At 38.8% G+C, this 23,472-nt stretch carries 19 protein-coding genes; 15 read left to right on the top strand and 4 right to left on the bottom strand.

Annotation, left to right across the window (positions count from 1 at the left end):
• Positions 1 to 4 precede the first annotated feature (4 nt).
• From BM207_RS04835 to BM207_RS04860, 6 genes are all read left to right on the top strand, one after another.
• Positions 5 to 1,534: a DUF4955 domain-containing protein gene (locus BM207_RS04835; protein ID WP_090992429.1), complete on the top strand. Its 1,530-nt coding sequence runs from the start codon at positions 5 to 7 to the stop codon at positions 1,532 to 1,534.
• Complete coding sequence (locus BM207_RS04840) at positions 1,531 to 2,376, top strand: alpha/beta hydrolase family protein (protein ID WP_090992430.1); 846 nt, start codon at positions 1,531 to 1,533, stop codon at positions 2,374 to 2,376. Before BM207_RS04835 ends, BM207_RS04840 begins: the two co-directional genes overlap by 4 nt.
• Positions 2,377 to 2,440: 64 nt before the next feature.
• Positions 2,441 to 3,571, top strand: coding sequence for a glycoside hydrolase family 88/105 protein (locus tag BM207_RS04845; RefSeq protein WP_090992431.1), 1,131 nt, complete (start codon positions 2,441 to 2,443; stop codon positions 3,569 to 3,571).
• Positions 3,572 to 3,583: 12 nt separating this feature from the next.
• Positions 3,584 to 5,095, top strand: a complete 1,512-nt coding sequence (locus tag BM207_RS04850) for a sialate O-acetylesterase (RefSeq protein ID WP_218155019.1) — start codon at positions 3,584 to 3,586, stop codon at positions 5,093 to 5,095.
• 95 nt (positions 5,096 to 5,190) lie between these two features.
• Positions 5,191 to 6,264: a heparin lyase I family protein gene (locus BM207_RS04855; RefSeq protein ID WP_090992432.1), complete on the top strand. Its 1,074-nt coding sequence runs from the start codon at positions 5,191 to 5,193 to the stop codon at positions 6,262 to 6,264.
• Between the two features lie 163 nt (positions 6,265 to 6,427).
• Positions 6,428 to 6,811: a response regulator gene (locus BM207_RS04860; protein ID WP_090992433.1), complete on the top strand. Its 384-nt coding sequence runs from the start codon at positions 6,428 to 6,430 to the stop codon at positions 6,809 to 6,811.
• 4 nt (positions 6,812 to 6,815) lie between these two features.
• Here the strand turns inward: BM207_RS04860 and BM207_RS04865 are convergent, their stop codons facing one another.
• Genes BM207_RS04865 through BM207_RS04875 form a run of 3 tightly spaced genes read right to left on the bottom strand, consistent with a single transcriptional unit; the run spans position 6,816 to position 9,231 of the window.
• Positions 6,816 to 7,079, bottom strand: a complete 264-nt coding sequence (locus tag BM207_RS04865; RefSeq protein WP_090992523.1) for a SemiSWEET family sugar transporter — start codon at positions 7,077 to 7,079, stop codon at positions 6,816 to 6,818.
• Complete coding sequence (locus BM207_RS04870; protein ID WP_090992434.1) at positions 7,069 to 7,695, bottom strand: hypothetical protein; 627 nt, start codon at positions 7,693 to 7,695, stop codon at positions 7,069 to 7,071. The genes BM207_RS04865 and BM207_RS04870 overlap by 11 nt, the downstream gene beginning before the upstream one ends.
• A 6-nt stretch (positions 7,696 to 7,701) precedes the next feature.
• Positions 7,702 to 9,231, bottom strand: a complete 1,530-nt coding sequence (locus BM207_RS04875; RefSeq protein ID WP_090992524.1) for an FAD-dependent oxidoreductase — start codon at positions 9,229 to 9,231, stop codon at positions 7,702 to 7,704.
• Between the two features lie 198 nt (positions 9,232 to 9,429).
• On the opposite strand from BM207_RS04875, the gene BM207_RS04880 reads away from it, so the two are divergent.
• From BM207_RS04880 to BM207_RS04905, 6 genes are all read left to right on the top strand, one after another.
• The gene (locus BM207_RS04880) at positions 9,430 to 9,756 is read left to right on the top strand and encodes a hypothetical protein (RefSeq protein WP_090992435.1); all 327 of its coding nucleotides are present in this window, start codon (positions 9,430 to 9,432) and stop codon (positions 9,754 to 9,756) included.
• A gap of 62 nt (positions 9,757 to 9,818) precedes the next feature.
• Positions 9,819 to 10,082: a hypothetical protein gene (locus BM207_RS04885; protein ID WP_090992436.1), complete on the top strand. Its 264-nt coding sequence runs from the start codon at positions 9,819 to 9,821 to the stop codon at positions 10,080 to 10,082.
• Between the two features lie 24 nt (positions 10,083 to 10,106).
• Entirely contained in the window at positions 10,107 to 11,729 is a 1,623-nt protein-coding gene (locus BM207_RS04890) for a PAS domain-containing sensor histidine kinase (protein ID WP_143095917.1), read from the top strand.
• Between the two features lie 4 nt (positions 11,730 to 11,733).
• Positions 11,734 to 12,714 carry a chemotaxis protein CheB gene (locus tag BM207_RS04895; protein WP_090992438.1) on the top strand — a complete coding sequence of 327 codons (981 nt, stop codon included), beginning with the start codon at positions 11,734 to 11,736 and terminating at the stop codon, positions 12,712 to 12,714.
• A 23-nt stretch (positions 12,715 to 12,737) separates the two neighbouring features.
• A complete protein-coding gene (locus BM207_RS04900) occupies positions 12,738 to 13,385 on the top strand; it encodes a response regulator transcription factor (protein ID WP_090992439.1) in 648 nt (215 codons plus the stop codon).
• 50 nt (positions 13,386 to 13,435) lie between these two features.
• The gene (locus BM207_RS04905) at positions 13,436 to 13,954 is read left to right on the top strand and encodes a DinB family protein (RefSeq protein WP_090992440.1); all 519 of its coding nucleotides are present in this window, start codon (positions 13,436 to 13,438) and stop codon (positions 13,952 to 13,954) included.
• A 9-nt stretch (positions 13,955 to 13,963) separates the two neighbouring features.
• On the opposite strand, the gene BM207_RS04910 is transcribed toward BM207_RS04905, so the two are convergent.
• Positions 13,964 to 15,382, bottom strand: coding sequence for a Gfo/Idh/MocA family protein (locus BM207_RS04910; protein ID WP_090992441.1), 1,419 nt, complete (start codon positions 15,380 to 15,382; stop codon positions 13,964 to 13,966).
• Between the two features lie 155 nt (positions 15,383 to 15,537).
• On the opposite strand from BM207_RS04910, the gene BM207_RS04915 reads away from it, so the two are divergent.
• From BM207_RS04915 to BM207_RS04925, 3 genes are all read left to right on the top strand, one after another.
• Positions 15,538 to 18,546 (top strand): beta-L-arabinofuranosidase domain-containing protein, encoded by a 3,009-nt coding sequence (locus BM207_RS04915; protein WP_245768025.1) that lies wholly within the window; start codon positions 15,538 to 15,540, stop codon positions 18,544 to 18,546.
• Positions 18,547 to 18,808: 262 nt separating this feature from the next.
• Entirely contained in the window at positions 18,809 to 20,173 is a 1,365-nt protein-coding gene (locus BM207_RS04920; RefSeq protein ID WP_090992443.1) for a sugar MFS transporter, read from the top strand.
• A gap of 176 nt (positions 20,174 to 20,349) precedes the next feature.
• Positions 20,350 to 23,460 (top strand): SusC/RagA family TonB-linked outer membrane protein, encoded by a 3,111-nt coding sequence (locus BM207_RS04925; protein ID WP_218155020.1) that lies wholly within the window; start codon positions 20,350 to 20,352, stop codon positions 23,458 to 23,460.
• Positions 23,461 to 23,472 lie beyond the last annotated feature (12 nt).

Below are 23,472 nucleotides of genomic sequence, written 5' to 3' on the forward strand. Positions count from 1 at the left end.
TCTTATGAAAAAAATTATCGTAATCTTACTATTGCTAGCATTTGTAACTACTTTGTCTGCACAAAAGGTAGCTCAATCTTGGATAGATTTTGTGAGTGCTAAGCAAGCTGGGACCCCCCCCTTGCTACCAGATTTTTCTTATGCAGGCTATCATTTTTCTGAAAAGAAAATCCCTGCATCGTCAGGTAAAAAGATATTTAACGTAGTTGATTATGGAGCGAAGCCAAATGATGAGGGTTATGATGACGATGCTATTCAAAAGACCATAAGTGCTGCTGAGAAAGGCGATGATGGTGGAATAGTATTTTTCCCGCCTGGAAAATATTTGATTGCTGCTGATGGTGACAGTACTAAGCAAATTCTTATTTCTAAAAGTAATATTATACTAAAAGGAAGTGGGAGCGGTGCAGGAGGAACTGAAATTTACCAAGATAAAATGCGTGTTAATGGTCGGCAAATTTTATTTAAGCCTGCCAATACCAACGTTAAAAAATTAACGACTATTACCAAGGATGCAGATCGTGAGAGCTTTTGGGTTGAAGTGGCTGATGTTGCAGCATTAAAAGTTGGACAAGATGTGGTGATTCGCCATCGCAGTGAAGAATTTACAAAGATTTATTTTGCACCCTTATCCTTAAAACAGGAATGGTCGAGATTATTTGGTGCAAATGGTGGTATGCTGATTAACGAAATTCATACCATTGAAAAAATTGACGGAAACAACGTGAAATTTAAAAATCCCTTACATTTTGATTTAAGGATTGTAAAAAACGCTGCATTTGAATTGACGTCGTATAGTTTTATAGAAGAATGTGGCATAGAGGATATTTTATTTACGAGCAATTGGAAAAATTACGATGAGGATTTTATACATCATAAAAATGCAATTCACGATTATGCATGGGAGGCAGTTGGGATGGAATATGTTAAAAATAGCTGGGTAAGAAACTGCGAATTTCGTGATTGGAATGAAGGCTTATTTGTCCGCGCAGGGTATCAAGTAAGTATCTTGAACGTAAACTTTAAGGGAAAAAAGGGGCATGCCTCGGTTCATGCGCGTACTGGTTATGGTGTACTGATTAAGCATTGTAATTTTAACAATGCACAACATCATGGCGCGGGTACAGGTTACAGTGCTGTTGGTACAGTAATTACACAATGTACCTTAGGGACAGATCAAAATATAGATATTCATTCTGGACAGCCTTTTGCAACTTTATATGACGATATTCAAGGTGGTGTTTTCTATAATCTCGGTGGGCCAGAACCTGGACATCCGCATCATGGAAAACATTTGGTATTATGGAATTTTCAGCATCAATCTGCAAAAGAACAGTATTACAATTTTTGGGATCTTAGTAAGCGCCGGAATTACACAATTGCCCAACCCATTATCGTTGGTTTTCAATCCGACCGTAAAGTGACTTTTGAGCATGTTGGCCTAAACCAAGCTCAGGGCAAGGCAATTTTGCCAAAATCATTATTTGAAGCGCAATTGACTTTACGTTTAACCGGAAAAAATATAGTCAAATGAAAGAGCTAAGATGTTTTTTTGTATCACTATTGTTTTGTTGGTTAAGCTTTCAGGTAATGGCACAGCCTTCCATCAGCAATGAGAAAACAGTGAAATGGCATCGTTTTGAAAAAAAGGAATTTAAGTTCAATGGTCACGTAGCGTGGATGATAGCACCTGAGAAACCTTTACCTGGGAAACCTTGGGTTTGGAAAGCATATTTTCCTGACTGGCATACACAGCCAGATAGCATCTTGTTGGAAAGAGGTTTTCATGTGGCTTATATCAATGCTAATGATTTGTTTGGACACGCAAAAGCATTAATGATTTGGGATCAATTTTACGAATACCTTGTAGCGAAAAACGGCCTTGCTACAAAAGTAGCCTTGGAAGGTGTAAGTCGTGGTGGTTTATATGTTTATGGTTGGGCAAAGCGACATCCGGCTAAAGTGAGTTGTATTTATGCAGAAGCTCCTGTTTGCGATTTTAATAGCTGGCCGGGTGGAAAAGGATTGAGCAAAGGATCAGATGCAGATTGGAAGAAGCTATTGGACCTGTATGGGTTAACGGAAGAGGAAGCGCTTCGATATACCGACCAACCGAAAGATAATCTGGATAACCTCGCAGCTTTAAAAGTACCAATTTTACACATAATTGGGCTCGATGACAAGATTGTTCCCATTGCAGAAAATACGCTCTTATTGGTTCAAAATTATGTGCTAAAAGGCGGTCCGGCCACCATTATCCCAATGACCAAAGGGAAACAGAGTTTGGAGGGCCACCACTTTCCGATTGAACAACCAACTTTAATTGCCGATTTCATTTATCGAAATAGTGTTCCCGTCGTCAGTAAGAAACTTTAAAGTGTACTAAATAGCTATTAGCAGTCTGTTTCAACCTATAATCTAAATCAGCTAACCCCCAGAAATGAAAACAAATATATGTTTACTGATTGTGCTACTTAGTAGCGCAACAGTCATCGCTCAGCCCAAACAATCGGTTAAAGAATTTAAAAATTGGCCTTCAGGTACATCACCTGCAGAAATTGGAAAACGAGTTGCAGATCGTTTTGTGGCTACACCACACACTAATTTTGGTCGCCCTACACCACCAAAGGTGATTACCTATCCAGAATCTTGCGCATGGTATGGTGCCTTAAAATTTGCCAAGGAAAGCAAGGATACTAGACTGTTAACACAGTTGGTTAAGCGCTTTGAGCCATTTTTTGGAGAAGAAGCATCGCTTATTCCAATCCCTGACCATGTAGATTACGGGGTTTTTGGTGCTGTACCCTTAGAGCTTTACAGGCAAACTAAAGTGCAAAAGTACTTGGTAATGGGACAAAATATTGCAGACAAGCAATGGGGGCCACCTGAAGGGAAGAGGGTAGTACCAGAATCACATATTTTTTATAGTAAAGGCCTTACTTGGCAAACTAGAATGTGGATTGACGATATGTTTATGATCAATGCTTTGCAAGCGCAAGCTTTTCGTGCAACAGGTAATCGGGTTTATCTTGATCGTGCCGCCAGGGAAATGGTTGTTTACCTTGATTCACTACAAAAACCAAATGGACTTTTTTACCATGCACCAGATGTGCCTTTCTTTTGGGGGAGGGGCAACGGTTGGATGGCAGCGGGGATGGCCGAAATTCTAACTTCTCTTCCGGTAACTCATCCAAATAGACCAAGGATTATGGATGGATATCAAATCATGATGCGCTCTTTGCTGAAATACCAAGCCGAATCTGGGATGTGGCGTCAATTGGTAGATGTACCGGCATCTTGGGAAGAGAGTTCGGGTACAGCTATGTTTACGTATGCCCTGGTAACTGGTGTAAAAAAAGGTTGGCTAGCGCAAAAAGAGTATGCTCCAGCCGTTAGGAAAGCATGGCTGGCTTTGGTATCCAAAATTGATAGCAATGCTGATGTGAGTGACGTTTGTGAAGGGACAAATAAGAAAAATGATTTCCAATATTATTTGGATCGTAAACGCTTAACTGGTGATTTGCATGGTCAGGCACCCTTATTATGGACAGCTGCAGCATTTTTACAATAATTAACTAATGCTATGATAAACTTTAAAATTTTTGTAAAAGAGATGGTCTTAACTGTCTTTTTACTTGCTTTAGTTAACCTTTCATGGGCTCAAATTAAGCTCCCCGCTATTATCGCTGATGAGATGGTGTTGCAGCAAAAAACGAAGGTTAATTTATGGGGTTGGGCAATTGCGGGTGAAAGTGTATCTATTTTGGCAAGTTGGGATCACCAAATATTGCGAACTATTGCCGATATAAATGGAAACTGGACTATTCCTCTTCATACACCAAAAGCTGGAGGACCCTACACCTTGACCATTACTGGGAAAAATAAAATCGTAATCAACAACGTATTGTTAGGCGAGGTTTGGTTGTGCTCCGGTCAATCTAATATGACCTTTCCGCTGGGAAAGCAAGCCACCAGCTGGCAGACAGGCGTTTTTAATTATGAACAAGAAATTGCAGCTGCTGATTACCCTAGACTTAGAATGTTTACTGTGAAGCAAACTATTGCTTCCACACCTAAACATGATGTGGAAGGAAAATGGGAAACTTGTACACCGCAAACGGCGGGTAAATTTTCTGCAGTGGCCTATTATTTTGGAAGGGAGATTTTAAAGGGAACTGGATTTCCGGTAGGGCTTATCCATTCATCTTGGGGTGGAACTCCGGCAGAATCATGGACAAAAAAAGAGGTTTTAGAAAATGATGCGGAGTTGATCAAGATTTTGGAGGAATATCAAAAGAGGGTGAAGGATTACCCTTTGATAAAACAGGCTTATGAAATGGACTTGGCCAAATTAAAGAACGAAGGATCAACTAAACCCATACCGAAAGCGCCAGTAAATCCAGGTACAGATTATAAGGCTCCAACTGTACTCTTCAACGCGATGATTAGTCCGCTATTACCTTACACTTTAAAAGGCGTAATCTGGTATCAAGGTGAATCGAATTCTGATCGTGCTAGCCAATATCAAAAACTCTTCCCTACACTGATTAATCATTGGCGAAAAGATTTTGGGCAGGATCTGCCTTTTTACTTTGTGCAGATTGCAATGCATTATCAGAAGAAACCAGAAATAAGAGAAGCGCAGTTGATAACCTACCGGCAACTACGAAATACTGGTATGGTGGTGATTACAGATGTTGGGGATTCGTTAGATATCCATCCAAGAAATAAAGAGACGGTTGGGAAGCGATTAGCCTTATGGCCAATGGCTAAATTGTATCATCGGCAAAAAGCGTTTTCTGGCCCATTGTACAAATCAAAAAAAGTTGAAGGGAATAAAATCAGGATCTGGTTTGACTTTGGAGAAGGCCTTTTGGCAAAAGATGGTGATTTAAGGGAATTCGAAATTGCAGGTGCAGATAAGCAGTTCGTACCGGCAAAGGCTATCATCGAAGGTAATACAGTTGTTATTCAATGTAACTCGATTACCAAACCAGTTGCCGTACGTTTTGCTTGGAAAAATTTTTCGAGGCCCAATCTTTTTAACTTTGCCAATTTGCCTGCTTCACCTTTTAGGACAGATAATTGGGAATAAACTTGCATGTTTCATTGCTTCTCAGAACCACAATAATAGAGAAGTGGCAGACTACATATCAATTAATTATTAACCAAATATTAAAACCAAGTATCATGAAAAAAATCAACATCCTAATGTTAGGCATCGCACTGGCTTTGTTCCAAAGCAGTTGCAAGAAAGGCAACACCAATGCAGAAAACGTAGAATCGGAATTCACCAACAATAATCCTTCGTGGAAAAAGGGTTCAGGCGGTTCTACTATCCAATCTATTTACCATAATGGTGACGCTTCACTTGGAATTGCGGCAGTTTGGAAGGCGATTAACGTAGAGCAAAGTGGAACGGTTACCGTTGTAAATGATGAAACAGGTACACCTGTATGGAAGTTTCTTAAGCCCGCTGGGAGTCACCGTGCTGAAGGGCACGGCTCTGTTGGCTTTGCTGCGCCCGAAGGGACTAACTTTTATGTAGGTTGGCGGAGTAAAATCTACATGCCTATATCGCTACAGACCGATGCAATTTGGCAATGGAAATCTTATCCGACAGCTGGCTCATTAGCAAACCACCCTTTGATGCTGAGAACCAAAAATGGTAATATAGAATTGCAATATTTCGATGCTAATCACACCGCTTTTGTATTATGGTCGACACCACTGGTTACCAACGCTTGGACTGATTTTACCATGCGTATCAATGCGTCTTATAGTGCAACAACTGGCTATGTTGAATTGTGGTATAATGGTGTTAAACAGACACTTATTGGGGGTGGCCAACGTTATTATTGCCGAACTTTAGATAGCGATTATTGCGATCCAAAATGGGGAGTGTATGGTGGAGATGAGTCTCAGGCAACACATTTTGTGAAGCGCATTAGGATAGCAAGTACTTATGCAGAAGCTGCAGCAACTCCACCCCCGGCTCCGAAAGTAACGCTTTATCAGAATTGTAGTTATGGGGGTTGGAATAGTAGCCTTGGGGTTGGTTCTTATACCATGTCCCAATTGCAGGCTTTAGGGGTAATTAACGATGAGGCATCAGCAGTGAAAGTGCCAGCTGGCTTGAAAGTAACGTTATATAAGAGCAATAATTTTACAGGGAGTGTCATAACACTTACTGCAGATGAAGACTGCTTAACTGATATTGGTTTTAATGACAGTGTTTCGTCGCTAGTTGTGAGTGTGAATTAGCTATCCCTAAAAGCCAGATCTACACAGGTCTGGCTTTGCTAGGTTACAAATTTTGGCTACAATCTTTACAAGCTCCGGGCCCGTATTTATACAATTTAAATACCGTATAAACACGCGCTTTTTTGCAAAATATAACTTGGTATGTTTGTGCATATTCCATCTTATGTTAAAACCAATTCCTGCTAAATCACAAAGAATCTTAATTATAGATGACGACCATAGTATTTGTGATATTTTGCAGGAGCTCTTGGTTTCTCTAGGTTATGTGGTTGCTGTTTCTCATGGTGTTTCGGATATAGACGAACTTATTAAAAAAGAAAGCCCAGATTTAATCGTATTAGATTACCTTCTTCCATCAATAAATGGAGGTGCCCTTTGTAAACACATAAAGGAGAATAGGCTATATTCAAAAATTCCTGTTATTATTTATTCAGCTTATCCGCTCACAATGACATCATTGTCGGATTATGGATGTGATGCTTTTATTACTAAACCTTTTGATCTTAATGAGATGATTGATAAAATAGAAAAGTTAACTGAAGGATAAGTGACTATTTTTTATTTTTAAAGCGGTAATTGAGGTAAATCATCAGCAAATCCAGTATGCAGGAAAACGCATTGGTAATTAGAATTGGTAAATCTTTGATTAATATTCCATAGTACAACCAAGCGCCATTACCCGCTAATAAGATCATAAACATGATGGGCGACACATCCTGGGCTTTTTTATCTTTTACGACTTTAATGATCTGTGGAAGAGAGGAAATTGCCGTTAATATACCAGCTGCAAGTCCGATATATGATTTAAATTCCACGATCATTGTTTAAACTCACTATACCCTCTGTCAATAATTTCCATTGAAGAACAGAAATACCTAAAATGGCTCCAAGCCCGATGATCGCATTGCGAGCTTTGTCTGCAATTCCGTCAATCTTTAAATTGGGTACCTCATTTCTGCCATGTACTTCAGCCTGAATGAGCCGACCCTGTCTGGCTACAATAAAAGTCGAAGTCGCTGCATCGTTTAAAAAATGAGCAGTATCAACGCTTTCCGCATGTGGATTGGCACAAGGCTTAACCTTCATGACGAGTACTTCCTTATCAATACCTGTCGCCGTAATTTCTTCAATGTTTTGAATCATTACCCAGTCAAAACCATCTCCCACGTTGCTACCGGGACCAGGAATATCTATTCGAATGAGGTTCCCTATTTTAGCCTGGCCCTCTTTGGGATTGCCTTGGCTATCAGTTTGCCGAAACACACTAGCCTTTATCGGACAGATTTGATGCCAATTATTAATGTCGAGTAAACGTGTTGTGGCTATTTTGAAATGGTATTGAGCTGCTGGTAAGTCGTCAAGCAGTTGCGATGCTATCGCATCGGTAAAGTGTCCCTCTTTTTGAATTGGGATATAAGGAGTATTATCCATAATTTATCATTTATAACGTGCTAACTTTCTTAAAGGAGGACCACTAATTACATTTCCCTCAATATCATAACGGCCGCCGTGGCAGGGACAGTCCCAGGTTTTCTCTTCAGGATTAAAATTGACAATGCATCCTGCATGTGTACAAACTGGGCTGAGTGCGGTAACCTTTCCTCGAGGTCCTTTATAAACAGCTAGTTTTTCGCCTTCAAACTCCACAACTTGTCCAGTATCATTGGGAATATCTTTCAATTTCGCTATTTCTTCGGTTTTAAAACGGTCGGAAATAAAATGCCATGCTACATTTGCGTTTTCTTGAATAAACTCACCCAGCCCCGCAAGAGGCTTTATCCTGCTCGGAGAAAAAAGTGCAGCATAATCATTTTTCTTATTTAAGATGTCATCACTGATAATCATGGCAGATAAAGTACCAAACATCATCCCATTCCCATTGAAGCCGGTAGCAACATAGGCATCGGCCAAGGCTGGTGATGGACCAATATAGGGCAGGCCGTCTGTCGGTATATAATATTGAGATGACCATTTAAAGGCTACCTCTTTGACGTTGAAATATTGCTTTATATATGTTTCTAAGGATTCAAATGCCTGTGTGGGATCGCCCTGACCTGTTTTGTGGTCTTCTCCCCCTACAATTAAATAGGACTGCCCATCAATTTCGTGGCTCCTGAAATAGTGATAGGGTTCCATCATATCATAGGCCAAATCTTCAGGGTAATGATCATCTTTTAAGGTTACACCCAAGACATAGCTTCGATACGGCGCACACTTAAAGCTAAATGCATTAACTCCCGGTACGGCATGGGTGGCATAAACTAATTTACTCCCCGTAAACACCTGATTAGGCGTAGTAGCATGATAAAGATCTCCTTTTTTCTCAACCTCATTTACAAATGTATTTTCGCTAATAACGCCGCCTAAGTCAATAAATGCAACGGCTAATTTTTGAATGTACTCAATAGGATGAAATTGGCCTTGTCCTGTAAAGATAATGGCCGATTGAAAGGGAATTGGCACACAAATCTCAGCTGTTTCCGTAACCTCAATCCCTGCTCTTTTTGAGGCTGCTAAAATTTTTGAAAGCTCCTCAACCTGTTTTTCGTCTTGCGCAAAAAGATAGCCATCTTTAACTGCTAAATCGCAATCGATGGCCAGGTCTGTTGCCAGCTTTTTTATCATCGCCATGGCCTCTTTACCCGCTTTCGCCACGAGTTTAGACTCCTCTTTACCGAAATCAGATTCAATATCAGCATAGGTGGCATCAAAGAAAGTGTTCAAATGTGCGCTTGTTCCTCCGGTTGTACCAAACCCTATTGTTTTTGTTTCTACTACAATACATTTTTTTCCACATTGTTGAAGTAATAATGCGGTGGTTAAACCTGTTATACCTCCGCCAATGATTATTGTATCAAATGTTTCATGTTTTTTCTGATCTGTTGAGTGGCTAACTAGGTCTTTTCCTGCTAACTGCCAAGGACTAATGCATGCGCCATCTCTTAACTTTTTTTCTTGATTAACCATGTTGCTTTTTTCTAAAGTAACAACCCAATTTAAAATTGGTTTAAGCAAATACTCATTGTTTTTTGAAATTTTCTGAAACCTTATCTGGAAAAACGGGTTCACTTTTTATAACTATCCGCTACGTTATTATGGGGATCGTAGAAGAGGTAGGGTCATCCATTACAAACCTTAATCATTATTAACCTAAATACAAATATCATGGAAAATCAAAATGAACAAAACAGCGACTTCAACCAACCACAAAGTAAAAATGAGTGGAGTCAAAAAGATGAGCCGGCAAACAATAGTGAGATGCCACTGGGTTCAGATTCGAATCCTAGTAACGGCCCCTTGAGTCAAGGAAGTGATGCCGATCATGCTAATGCAGCAGTGGGGACACAAAATTCAAGTCCAGAAAATAAGGACAATCCGTCGGCTAACGCAGACGAACCTAATTATAATTCAGATAGGGAAAATCTCGATAAGGATCCTGATAAAGAGAGTGATTTTGATCGAGATGAGAGAAGCGGTGGTGCCATGCTTTAAAAACGGATAATTTAACCAAGTTTAAGAGGTAGCTTAATCAGGCAATAGATTCGGCAGCGGTATTGTTAGATAAAGATAAAAAGGTTTTAGTGGTAAATGACTCCTTTTTAGCTTTATTTAAGCTGACCGAAGCAGAAGTGAGAGAACAATTCTTTATGGAGATTGTTGTCAACAGGTGGAAGAATACGAAACTGGACCACGTATTTAATAGTTTAAAGAATGCGGAAACCTATATAGAACATGAGTTTCAGGATGCTGGGCTGCTTAAACTAACAGTTAATTTTCGTTATGCGACAGATAAATTGTCAGAAAAGCATGCGGCATGATTGTCACTTTTAAAGACCAAAAAGGTGAAGGAAAAACAGAATTCAAACAAAACATCGTTAATCGAGACAATTCGAAACAGAATTGATCATAGATTATTGGATGAGCACAGTAATCTGGAAAATATAACAGATGAGAAAATCGCTGTTTTAGTAGGTGAACTTCAAATTGCACAGCTAGAGCTCGAAATGCAAAGTGATGAGCTACTAGCTTCTTCACAACTTTTGGAGTCAGAACGCGCAAAATTTGAAGGCTTTTTTGAACTTGCTCCAGTGGGATATTTTATTTTAGATCGCTTAGGGATAATTGAAGAATCGAATAGAGTAGGCGCGAATTTACTGGCCATCAACCAATTTGATTCTATTGGTAAAAGATTTCAAAGTTTTGTGAGCCCAGAAGATTGGGAAAATTTCTATTCCTTCTTGCACAAAATGCAACTGAATGATGGTAAACAAACTAAAGAAATCAGAATTGCGCTTAGCAATGGAGGGGGCTTTTACACCCGTATGGAAGGTATTGCGGTTACGAATGCTTTTACAAATACGCCGCAGTACTATATTACCGTCATCGATATTTCTGAAAGTAGACAGGCACAACAAAAGTTATTAGAGACTACTCAGCGTCTGAAATTGACTTTAAGTTCGTCCGGAACGGGTACATGGACAATCGACCTAAGTACTAACAAAGTTTTTATAGATGAATATTGTTATTCGCTGTTCGAAATCAATCTTTGGGAATATGATGGTACAGTTAAGGGTTTAATTGCATTGATTCACCCAGAAGATAGGCAAAAGGTAAAGCAGGAATTGATTACAGCAGCCAGTAATTTTAAAAATTTAATCTTAGAATTCAGGGTTATTACCAAGGATGGCCGCGTAAAAGTGATGGCCGCCCAAGGTCATCAGGTTGCAAATTCTGCAAACGATAAATATTATGCAGGTATATTAAGAGATATAACCGAAAGAGAAAGAATAGCTAAGAAAAAACAAACCCAATTTGAAGAGCGGCAAAAGCTCATTTTATCCACCGCATTTAATGCGCAAGAAAAAGAGCGTCATAAAATTAGTGCATCTTTACATGATAGTGTTTGCCAACTCTTATATGGGGTGCGCTTAAATCTACAACGGATACAAATTGCAGCTGACTTTAAAGAGGAACTTAAAAATGTAAACCAACTATTAGATCAGGCTATTGCGGAAACCCGTTCGCTGTCATATGATTTAACTCCATCAGTTTTACGAGATTTTGGATTTACTGCAGGTGTTAAGGAGATAGCTCAGAAATTTTCATCAGTAAATTTTAAAATTAGGACTAAATTAAAAAATTCAGTAGATGATATTGAACCAAACTTGCAATTATTTGTTTTTAGAATAATGCAGGAATTAATAAACAATTGCATCAAACATGCTTGTGCTACTGAAGTAGTAATTGAGGTAACTACAGCAGGAGATTTCATCACACTAGTTGTTGCTGATAATGGCAAGGGGTTTAATCAATCGTTTGAGCAGTCGCTAAAAAAAGGGTCTGGACTAAGAGGCATAAAAAACAGGGTATTTTTATTAAATGGCACCATGGAGGTAAATACAGATCGGGGAGGGACAGAGATTAGGGTTCAATTTAATAAAGAGATGATCATTGCTGATAGCTAGCATAATGGGAAAAGAAGTGGTAAAAAATATCATCACAATAGGTGCATCTGCAGGGGGCATTGCTGCGGTATCAAAGCTGTTAGAAGGTTTTAAAAGAGGATTTGATGCAGCTATTTTCATTGTACTGCACCTGGCGCGTAATTCAACCAGTGAAATCATCTTAAAACAACTTCAGAGAAAGACTTCACTTCCCTGCTGTATTCCAGTAGATGGAGAGGGAATTGTGAATGGAAATGTGTATTTAGCGCCCGCAGATCATCATACTTTGCTAGAAAAGGGTATAGTGATGGTTAGAAAAGGTGCCCTTGAAAATCACTGGCGACCATCAATAGATGTACTTTTTAGATCGGCCGCTGCTATCTATACTTCCTGCGTAACTGGAATTATTTTAACTGGCCTTTTAGATGATGGTACCTCGGGAATGTCAGCTATTAAAAGAAGTGGCGGACTCTGTATGGTTCAAGATCCTAAGGAAGCTGAGTTTCCGGATATGCCTAGAAATGTTTTACAAAATATGAAAGTAGATTATACCGTTTCTGTCAACGAAATGGGTTATATATTGTCAGACTTATTTTCTAGAACATTGTGCGAACCGATAGAGGCGCCCGCCGATATTAAGCTGGAAGCAAGTATCTCCAAGCGAATGAGTAGTAATGTAAACGAATTGTTGGAGCTTGGTCCCTTAACACCGTTTACGTGTCCAGATTGTGGTGGAACGCTTGTGCAAGTAACCAATGATGATGTGTCCCGGTACCGATGTTATACAGGACATACCTTTACAGAAAAAATTTTAGAGAATGAACAAGTAAAGGCTGTAGAAGAATCTATATGGGTAGCCATCAGGCTGATGGAAGAACGAAAAAATCTACTGTCGACCATGAAAACACATGACCTGCTCATTAAATATGAAAAGGTAGATAGGATGACCCTTCACATCGAGCGACTGAAGCAAGAATTAATAGATTTAAATAAGGGCGACGAATAATTTTATCATTAATCCAAATTGAGATGCTACAAGTTTTATTAGCGGAGGACCATAATATTGTTAGAAACGGAATTAAATTACTGCTGGAACAAGATGCGGAGATTAAGATTGCCGGCGAATTAGAAAACGGCAAGGAAGTTTTGGATTTTATAGCAAATGAAAACGCAGTGGATATCGTATTAGCGGATATTAATATGCCAGAGATGGACGGTATTACGCTTATAAAAGAACTGAAGCAGGCTCATCCCCAGATTGATGTGGTGATCTTATCGATGCATGATAACGAAAAGTATATTGCACAAGCTTTTCTTGCAGGAGCGAAAGGCTATTTACTAAAAAATGTAAATGCTGACGAATTGCTGTTCGCCTTAAAACATATCAGTATGGGGGCTAAATACATATGCTCAGAACTTTCCTTAATGATGCTTGATAAAGTAATCATCAGTAACCAATCTATTAACATTTCACAAAATAATATCGATTTTTCTTTAAGAGAGATCGAAATTCTTAATTTACTAGGAGAGGGCTTAACAAATAGTGAAATGGCCGAGAAGTTGTTTATTAGTAAAAGAACAATTGAGGGGCATAGGCAAAGTTTAATTGAAAAAACAGGAGTAAAAAATAGTGCTGCACTCATACGCTTCGCCGTATTAAATGGAATAATTCAATAATTGTTTAGCTTTACAGAAGAATTAACCATTAACTAATCACACATTTCAAAATGAAACGATTTTTACTAACAATGGTCTTAGTGGGTGCCGTATTAACCGCTATAGCCCAATCTACCGATAGCTTGCAGGTGCAACTGGCTCGTAAATGGGCAAATAGCAAAACATATAGCTTAAAACTTGCAGCTCTAATGCCAGAAGAATTTTATGACTTTAAAGCCTCTCCAGACGAAATGAGTTTCCGTGAGCAATTGCTTCATATAACAGATAACATGACATGGTTGTCCTCGTCTTATCTTCTTGTCGATGCTCCCGTAAAGAGAGACGAAAAAAAGAAATTATCAAAGAGCGAAGTATTGAATATAGTAGAAAATGCTTACGATCTTGCACTTAAAGCACATACCAAGATGAATGCCGAGCAGTTAGATGAAAAGGTTAAATTCTTCGCAGGCCCGATGACGCGTAGGCAGATTTTGTTACTAATGCATGACCACAAAACACATCACTTGGGCCAGCTTATTGTTTATCTACGGTTAAAAGGGATTAAGCCACCAACCTATGTAGGCTGGTAGCTTAACTTATTATACTTTATAATATTGTTCCCAACCTTTACGCGGTGGTGGGCCAATTAACAAATCATTTGCAAGTTTACTGCTAGTAATGACTTTCTTCTTTCTATCGAATACAATTTTCTCGCCAGTCCATTGTGCCATTACACCTAAACAAAATACCTGACTTAAAGGACCTGCTAGGTGAAATGGTGAACGTGTCTTTTCCTCACCTTTACAGGCTTTTAAGAAATTGGCAAAGTGATTTGAAGGGCTTTGCTCAAATGTTGGCAAGGAAACGTTTGTCTTTCCATCAGGAATAACCGATAAAATACTACCGTGAGAGCCGCCTTTAAATGTATGCTCTTTACTATAGATAATTTTACCTGGGTTTAAGGCAGCAGGCTTAATCGCCCCGGTACTTGGTGGTGGGATATTTGGATCTAACGCTTGTACACCATAATTTGCTGGCAGGGGTGGAAGATTATCAACCCCATCAAACCATTTTATCTCTACTGGGGGCCTACTACCACGTTTTGGAAACTTAAAGGATAATGTAGTAGACATTGGGTAGAAAAAGTTATTATGTCCAGCTAATTTCAAGGGATCTACTTCGTAGGGAAGCCCTAGGTCTAGAAATTCATGGGCTGTATCTAAAATGTGTGCACCCCAATCGCCTAATGCGCCCATTCCGAAATCAAACCAGCAACGCCACTGTCCATTTACAAAATCTTTGTTAAAAGAATGACCTTGTGTATGCATTTGCCACAGATCCCAATCAAGTGTGGCGGGAACTGGCTCGGCAGGTGGAAAAGAAGTTATTTTGGGATCCCATGTATGCCATCGTCTTGGAGCATTCATGTGGGCTGTAATGGCTGTTACGTCTTTCATAACACCGGTTTCAACTAATTTTTTGAACTGAAAATAGTTAGCTTCCGAATGCCCCTGGTTACCCATTTGCGTAACTACTTTTTTGTGCTTCGCAGCCGCTTTCATCATAAGTTCAACTTCATTGAATGTGCGTGCCATTGGTTTTTCTACGTATACATGCTTACCCAACCCTATGGCCATCATGGTAATAGGGAAGTGCGAAAAATCAGGTGTACCTATTGAAACGGCTTCAATCTGGTTTCCCATTTTATCGAACATCTGCCTGAAATCTTTAAAGCGGGGCACATCTGGGAAGAGTTTTAAAATAGGAAGTGTATGTGGTGCTTCCATGTCAACATCGCATAACGCAACTATATTCGCTAAACCTGTGGCATGTAATGCACGAATAATTTCACCACCGCGATTTCCAATGCCTACGCAGGCAAGATTTACTTTTTCATTCGCACCAAAACTAGCAAAATGTTTGCCACTAGCCATCAGCAAGTTGGGCGTAGCAACAGCTGCAGAAGCTAAAATAGCTTGTGTTAAAAATTTTCTTCTTGAATTGTTATAATCAGACATATTAAACTAAATAATGCCTTAAGATAGCAATTATTATGGATAATATAATATGATTGTTGGCTAAAATTAGCAGATTAGCGTTTATAGATTATTGATAATTTTATAACATGAAATTGTATACTTGTCTCTCATGTGCAATACTAAGTTTCTTGGTTATGGGCACAAATACGCTGAAGGCGCAAAGCGGAAATCAGATTTTAGATGGAATTGGTGAAACTGGGTTGATTGCCCGGTATGTTTTTAATGGTAATCTTAAGGATTGGTCCCGTAATAATTTAGAAGCAACCATACAAAATGCTAAAGCTACCTTCGTAACCGACGATAAATTTGGGGCTGTACTCTCTTTAGATGCAGCCAACAAGGCCTATCTTTCTATCACAGGCGAGGCGGTAGCGGGAGAGGAGTCGTTAACGATTATGGGATGGATTTACTTGCGTTCCTCAGCAGTCGGTCAACGATTCTTTGATTTTGGAAAAAGTGATAAATCACATTTTTTTGTAGCTCCAGTAGGTACAAAGGATTTTACAGGATATCGGGCCGAGCTCATCAATGGAACAAATGCCTACAATTTGGGATCACCAGCTGTGGAAACAAATAAGTGGTATCATTTAGCTGTGGTAATTAATGTGCCAGCTAAATCCATGCGTACATATGTGAATGGAAAACTCGCTGGGGAAGCAAAAAACATTACACTCGAACTCAAACAATTGTTCGACAATGAATCAAACAAAGAAAATAAACTCTATATAGGCAAATCATTCTTATCAGAAAATCCTTATTTGGATGCCAAATTACACGATTTCAGATTGTATAGAATTCCCCTTACTGAAGGCCAGCTTGCCACAGTTTATACTAATTCAGGGAAAGGTAATACAGCTGTTGTGCGTGAGTCTCCAAAGAAAGAAGATAATTTACCAGTGTTCTCCAAGACAACCCCCCAGCTTTACAATGAATATCTAAGTAGTGTTTCAGATGTGGAAGTGCAAACGGTGATTGGCTATCTTCCGCGGTTACCAGTATACGTAAACGGAGTTTATCGCAATGGAATTAAAGGGCCGCAGGTACGGGTGATTTGGCCAGCACCAATCAATAATAGTGAAGTACTTAAAGCAGGTAAATATACTATAACAGGAACAGTTCCTGGCACAGATTTGCAGCCAAAAGCGATCGTAATGGTAAAAGACGCTAAGGAAGCAGGTACTCCAGATCGCAAGTTGGAAGCTTTCGATTTAGATCAGGTGTCATTAAACGCTGACCTTCACGGTCATCAAACAAAGTTCATTGAGAATAGGGATAAGTTTATCAATGGGCTTGCTAAAACCAATCCCGATGCATTCCTCTATATGTTCCGCAATGCCTTTGGTCTGGCTCAACCAGAAGGAGCCAAGGCTTTAGGTGTATGGGACACGCAAGAAACCAAATTGCGAGGGCACGCCACAGGGCACTATTTAACCGCAATTGCCCAGGCATACACAAGTACTGGCTATGACAAAGCACTGCAGGCTACCTTTAAAGAAAAAATGGAATATATGGTTAATACATTATACCAATTGTCTCAACTGTCTGGTCAGCCTAAAACTGCGGGTACCGCATTTGTATCAGATCCTGCTGCAGTACCACCGGGGCCCGGCAAATCAACTTTTGATTCCGATCTTAGCCCAGAAGGGATTCGCACAGATTATTGGAATTGGGGCAAAGGGTTCATTAGTGCCTATCCGCCCGATCAGTTTATTATGTTAGAAAAGGGTGCAAATTACGGGGGACAGAAAACCCAAATTTGGGCACCTTATTATACCTTACATAAAATACTTGCCGGATTGTTAGATGTTTATGAAGTTACAGGTAACAAAAAGGCACTTGAAGTTGCCAAAGGCATGGGAAGCTGGGTGCATGCCCGGGTAAGTCTTTTACCAACCGAAACATTAATCAGCATGTGGAACAGGTACATTGCAGGTGAATTTGGGGGTATGAATGAAGTAATGGCTCGCCTATACAGACTTACCAAAGAACCTCGTTATTTGAAAGTTGCGCAGTTGTTCGATAACATTAAAGTGTTTTATGGTGATGCAGAACATTCACACGGCTTAGCTAGAAATGTAGATACTTTCCGTGGATTGCATGCCAATCAACATATTCCTCAGATTTTGGGAGCGCTCGAAATGTATCGTGACTCTGATACTCCAGATTATTATCGAATAGCTGATAATTTTTGGCATAAAACCAGAAATGATTACATGTATAGTATAGGAGGGGTAGCCGGAGCGCGTACGCCAAACAATGCCGAGTGTTTTATCGGACAGCCTGCAACAATCTATGAAAACGGCCTATCTTCAGGCGGACAGAATGAAACCTGTGCAACCTATAACATGCTTAAATTAACAGGTAATCTGTTTTTATATGATCAGCGCGCGGAGTTAATGGATTATTATGAGCAAGCACTTTATAATCATATCTTGGCCTCTGTTGCCGAGAATAGTCCTGCTAACACGTACCATGTGCCATTAAGACCAGGATCTACTAAGCAGTTTGGAAACCCTAACATGACAGGTTTTACTTGCTGTAATGGTACTGCAATAGAAAGTAGCACGAAATTGCAGAGTTCAATTTATTTTAAAAGTGCAGAAAATGATGCGTTATATGTTAATCTTTATGTGCCTTCTACATTGAATTGGACCGAAAAGAAAATAACTGTAGTACAAACAACTGCCTTCCCAACAGAAGACCATACTAAATTAACCATTAAGGGCAATGGTAAATTCGATCTTAAAGTACGCGTGCCGCACTGGGCAACCAAAGGATTCTTCGTCACCATAAACGGTAAAGATGAAAAAACAAAAGCAGAACCCGGAAGTTACCTTACTTTGAGCCGCAAATGGAAAGATGGAGATGTGATTGACTTACGCATGCCTTTTCAGTTTCATTTAGATCCTGTAATGGATCAACAGAACATTGCTAGCCTATTTTATGGTCCCGTGCTACTAGCCGCCCAAGAACCAGCGCCACGGAACGACTGGCGTAAAGTAACATTGAACCTAGAAGATATCGGTAAATCGATACAAGGCGATCCGAAAAGCCTGCAATTTACGATTGATGGAGTAACTTACAAGCCCTTTTATGAAACTTACGGACGCCATTCTGTTTACTTGGATGTAACCCTAAAGTAACCCATGTAGCTTTGCTAAAGGTTGGTTTCGCTATCAACCTTTAGCTTTCTTCCTTTCATAGCAATAAATAAAAATTGAATAAAAATTTTTGTTTAATTAAAAAGTTTATATATTCGTGTACGTTAACGTTAAGAAAGTTTAACTCCTTTATACGGAATTTGCCAGTTGGTTTGCTAATTGCATACATAAGGCGATTTTTTTTAATTGATTTACGGGTACGTAAACGGTATTGTAAAAACACTGTTTATTAAGGACTTAAAATATGCCAAATATAAAACAAAATGCAGTGACTGGAGCAGTTCAGGTAAATTCCCTTAATTCAAGAGAAACATTAATCTCTATGTTTATTTTGGGAGGTTTGTTTTTCGTGTTCGGCTTTATTACGTGGATTAATGCCATCTTAATTCCTTATTTCAAAATAGCTTGCGAACTAAGTAATTTTCAATCCTATCTCGTAGCTTTCGCTTTTTATATTTCCTATTTTATCATGTCACTCCCTTCGTCATACCTTTTAAAAAGGGTAGGATTTAAAAAAGGTATTATGTATGGGTTATGGGTAATGGCGATAGGGGTTTTTATTTTTATACCTGCCGCGTTGAGCAGAACTTACGAAATATTTCTACTTGGTTTATTTACTATAGGTTGTGGTTTGGCGGTACTACAAACTGCAGCAAATCCCTATATTACCATTTTAGGTCCCCGCGAAAAAGCTGCGAAGCGGATTAGCTTTATGGGGATATGTAATAAGGCAGCTGGAATTCTGGCTCCCTTAATATTTGCTTCCGTTATATTCAAGGTTGCGGACAACGAAATGCTTAAGCAACTCCCTTTGATGAGCGTTTTCGAAAGAAACGAGGCATTAGACGAGTTAATTCGGCGCGTTATTCTTCCTTATAGTGTTTTAGGGACAGTACTTGCCGCCCTTGGTATATTGATACGTTTCTCGCCACTTCCAGAAATTGATACGGAGCAAGAAGATGAAACATTGTCAACCTTAAATGCGGATAAAAAAAATCTTTTCGATTTCCCTTATTTAATATTAGGCGTGTTGGCCATATTCTTTCACGTAGGTACACAAGTGATAGCGATCGACACTATCATTCCCTACGCAAATTCAATGGGAATGCCAATTATGGAAGCTAAAGTATTTCCTTCCTACACCTTGTTTACAACGATTATTGGCTACGGACTAGGAATCATTCTCATTCCAAAATACCTCTCACAAGTAAACATATTGCGAATTTGCACGCTTTTGGGAACTGTATTAACACTGTTGATTATTTATGTTAGTGGAAACGCCACCATCTTGGGCCATACCACCGATGTATCCATTTGGTTTATCGTTTTGCTTGGTTTGGCTAATTCATTGGTTTGGGCAGGTATCTGGCCACTAGCCTTAACAAACCTTGGACGCTTCACAAAGGTAGGCGCCTCTACACTCATTATGGCACTTTGTGGAAGTGCAATATTTCCGCTCATCTACGGGTACGTAGCAGATCATTCAGACGTAAGAACTGCTTACTGGATTTTATTTCCCTGCTACATCTACCTAGTTTTTTATGCTTTTTACGGACACTTAATCAAAAGCTGGTTGCCAAACTTTAAAAAGAAAACTATCTCAAATTAAACAAAACATACTAACCAAATCCAATATAAACCAACTATAATCAAAACATGAAATGAATGCAGAAACAAATTAAAATTAGTCGTAGATGATTTCGCCCAGGGCAAATCTATTTAATCACTAAATGTTACATCAGGAATTCGAATTCCTGCAATCATCAAAAAAATTAACTCAAAAGAATGAAAAAACAACTATTATTAAGCAATTCTTCTTTTCTTAACTTTTACCGGGTTTTCAAGGCAAAGCAAACAATTTTATTTGCTGCTGTTCTAATGCTTTCTACGAGCTTGCATGCAGCTGTAGAGAATCTTGTTAAGGAAACAAAAGTTAGTAAAACAACAGAAACTCTTTATATTAAAGATGTAGTCGTAAAAGGTACGGTAAAAAACGATGCTGGAGAAGCGTTAGCCGGTGCTACTGTAACTGTGAAGGGTACCAATATCCGGGTAGCAACTAATGCAGAAGGCGAGTTTCAGATTAACAGTCCCGAAGGTGGCACCTTGGTTATTACCTATTTAGGCTATGTTTCGCAAGAAATCAATGTCGGCAATAAATCACTGATCAATGTGACGTTGCTGGTTGATTCTCAACAATTTCAAATGAACCAAGTGGTAATTGTGGGGTACGGTACGCAAAAACGTTCAGATATTACAGGATCGGTAACTTCTGTACCTAAAGAAAGATTATCGCAATTGCCAGTAACTAACGTACTTCATGCAATGGAAGGAGCTGTTGCAGGTATTAGAATTAGTCAATCTTCTTCCGTACCCGGTAGTTCTGCTGGTGTCCAAGTTAGAGGAGTTAACTCTATTAACGCAGGTACTGCGCCATTAACTGTAATTGACGGTGTTCCGTTCAGTAACTTGGGCGGGTCTATGAACGATCTCAATCCAAATGATATCGAGTCGATAGAAATTTTAAAGGATGCATCGGCAGTTGCCGTATATGGTACTAGAGGATCTAGTGGTGTTATCTTAATTACTACTAAAAGAGGTAAAACAGGTAAGCCAACTATTAGATATAGTACTTTTGCTGGTCCAGAGTATCAGAATAAGACTTTAACGCCTTTAACTCCAGAACAATATGTGCAGCAGTATACTGATTTTTTAGCGCAAAAGAACCAAAAACCTGGTGCTATTCCAGTTCCTAATGCCTATGAGCAAGAAAATTATACTGCTGGTAAAACTACAAATTGGTTAGATGAAATTTCTCAACAAGGATTTATTCAAGATCATAACTTGAGTATTTCAGGTGGTGGTGATAAAATCAAATATTTTGTTTCAGGTGCTTATCAAAAGCAAAAAGGTGTATTAAAAGGTTACCAGTTTGGCAGAGCATCTTTTAGATCAAACCTAGATGCCACCATAACGGATTGGTTAACTGCAGGAACATCTTTGTTTTTTGCAGATAATAATACAGATGGAGGAACAGTGAGTTATTCATCTGCTATGCAAATGAGTCCTTATGGCCGTTTACGTGATCCAAATGGCAATTATACAATTTTTCCAATGCTTTCTGAAACATATACCAGAAACCCACTTCTTGGTTTAAATGCGGATGTTTTAAATAGACAAAAAAATCTTAACGGTATATTTTATGCAGAAGTTAAACCAACATTTATACCAGGTTTAAAATATAGAGTAAATGCCAATTACGCATTCTTGCCTTCTCGTGCTGCATCTTATAGAGGTGCTAATACAGGTGATACTGATCAAGGTACTGCTGCAATCAGTAATACTGAGACCAATAGTTGGATTATTGAAAACATATTGACCTATGATAAAAACTGGGGAAAACACCATTTAGATGTTACTGCATTATATAGTGGTCAAGAAAAAAAGTATTTCATCAGCAGCACAACTGGAAAAACCTTCATTAATGACGAAGTATCATATAATAATATAGGTGCAGCAGCTGTTGTAACGGCAAGTTCTTTTTACAGCAGAGAAGCTTTAGTTTCTCAAATGGCTCGTTTTAACTACTCTTATGATAGTAAATACTTATTTACTGTAACAGCAAGACGTGATGGTTATTCTGCATTTGGTTCTGCTACTAATAAATACGGAACTTTTCCATCTGTAGCTTTGGGTTGGAATATTTCTAAGGAGAACTTTTTAAAGGATGTACAACAAATTGATAACATCAAGTTAAGAGCTTCTTATGGCACTTCTGGTAACCAAGCAGTAGGTGTATATCAAACAATTAGTACCCAAGGTGTTACAAAATATATTTTTAATGGAATTACTGCAACTGGTTTAGTTTCAAGTTCTTTACTAACAAGTGGTGTATTAGGTAATGCAGAGCTAAATTGGGAAAGTACAACTGGAAGTAATTTTGCTGTCGACTTCTCTATTTTAAACAATAGAATAAGTGGTACAGTTGAAGCTTACTTTACAAAAACCAATGATGTGTTGTTGAGACGTCAATTACCCACAATTACAGGTTTCGGAAGCATTTTTGATAATTTAGGTAGTGTTAAAAATAGAGGTATTGAATTTACTTTAAATACAGTTAACATAAAGAAAAAAGACTTTACTTGGTCATCTAATATCAACTTCTCAACTAACCGTAATGAGATCGTTTCGCTTTACGGAGATGGCAAAGATGATATTGGTAACAAATGGTTTATTGGTAAACCACTCTATGCTATTTACGATTATCAGCTAGCTGGAGTTTGGCAAGTTGGCGAAGACGCATCACAAGTAGATCCAAGTGCTACACCAGGAAGTTTAAAGTTTGTGGATATAAATGGTGATAAAAAAATCACCGAAGCTGATAGAGTTTTTCAAGGTACTAGCTTGCCAAAATGGACCGGTGGTATCATCAATAACTTCAAGTACAAAGAATTTGGGTTAAGTATTTTCATACAAACCGCGCAGGGAGCAAAAATAAACAACCCGCTATTGAACTTGCAAAATTACGGAGGTCGTGTTAGTTTTCCGCAAGAAGTAGGTTATTGGACCGCAGCTAATAAGAACAATACGCAGCCATCTTTAACTTATACTAATCCTAAGCAATATGCTTATCCTGTTGATCAGAATTATACTAGAATAAAGGATATTACGCTGAGCTATACTTTAACTCAAAAAGCATTAGATAAATTAAAATTAGGTAGTGTAACTGCTTTTGTAAGTGGTAGAAACATCGCAACTTTTACTGATTGGGTTGGTCTTGATCCTGAATTAAGTGTAAATAACAATCAATCAGGTTTGGCAAATGCACCGCTTAGCTATGGTATATATCCTTTGGTTTCAACTTTTGTATTTGGTTTAAATGTTACACTACGTTAAAATCTAAAATAA

It is taken from the genome of Pedobacter insulae (genome assembly GCF_900113525.1).
Taxonomy (GTDB): domain Bacteria; phylum Bacteroidota; class Bacteroidia; order Sphingobacteriales; family Sphingobacteriaceae; genus Pedobacter; species Pedobacter insulae.

Coding starts and splice junctions, on each gene's coding strand:
- BM207_RS04835 (WP_090992429.1), top strand. CDS start 5: ATGAAAAAAATTATCGTAATCTTACTATTGCTAGCATTTGTAACTACT.
- BM207_RS04840 (WP_090992430.1), top strand. CDS start 1,531: ATGAAAGAGCTAAGATGTTTTTTTGTATCACTATTGTTTTGTTGGTTA.
- BM207_RS04845 (WP_090992431.1), top strand. CDS start 2,441: ATGAAAACAAATATATGTTTACTGATTGTGCTACTTAGTAGCGCAACA.
- BM207_RS04850 (WP_218155019.1), top strand. CDS start 3,584: ATGATAAACTTTAAAATTTTTGTAAAAGAGATGGTCTTAACTGTCTTT.
- BM207_RS04855 (WP_090992432.1), top strand. CDS start 5,191: ATGAAAAAAATCAACATCCTAATGTTAGGCATCGCACTGGCTTTGTTC.
- BM207_RS04860 (WP_090992433.1), top strand. CDS start 6,428: ATGTTAAAACCAATTCCTGCTAAATCACAAAGAATCTTAATTATAGAT.
- BM207_RS04870 (WP_090992434.1), bottom strand. CDS start 7,695: ATGGATAATACTCCTTATATCCCAATTCAAAAAGAGGGACACTTTACC.
- BM207_RS04875 (WP_090992524.1), bottom strand. CDS start 9,231: ATGGTTAATCAAGAAAAAAAGTTAAGAGATGGCGCATGCATTAGTCCT.
- BM207_RS04880 (WP_090992435.1), top strand. CDS start 9,430: ATGGAAAATCAAAATGAACAAAACAGCGACTTCAACCAACCACAAAGT.
- BM207_RS04895 (WP_090992438.1), top strand. CDS start 11,734: ATGGGAAAAGAAGTGGTAAAAAATATCATCACAATAGGTGCATCTGCA.
- BM207_RS04900 (WP_090992439.1), top strand. CDS start 12,738: ATGCTACAAGTTTTATTAGCGGAGGACCATAATATTGTTAGAAACGGA.
- BM207_RS04905 (WP_090992440.1), top strand. CDS start 13,436: ATGAAACGATTTTTACTAACAATGGTCTTAGTGGGTGCCGTATTAACC.
- BM207_RS04910 (WP_090992441.1), bottom strand. CDS start 15,382: ATGTCTGATTATAACAATTCAAGAAGAAAATTTTTAACACAAGCTATT.
- BM207_RS04915 (WP_245768025.1), top strand. CDS start 15,538: ATGGGCACAAATACGCTGAAGGCGCAAAGCGGAAATCAGATTTTAGAT.
- BM207_RS04920 (WP_090992443.1), top strand. CDS start 18,809: ATGCCAAATATAAAACAAAATGCAGTGACTGGAGCAGTTCAGGTAAAT.
- BM207_RS04925 (WP_218155020.1), top strand. CDS start 20,350: ATGAAAAAACAACTATTATTAAGCAATTCTTCTTTTCTTAACTTTTAC.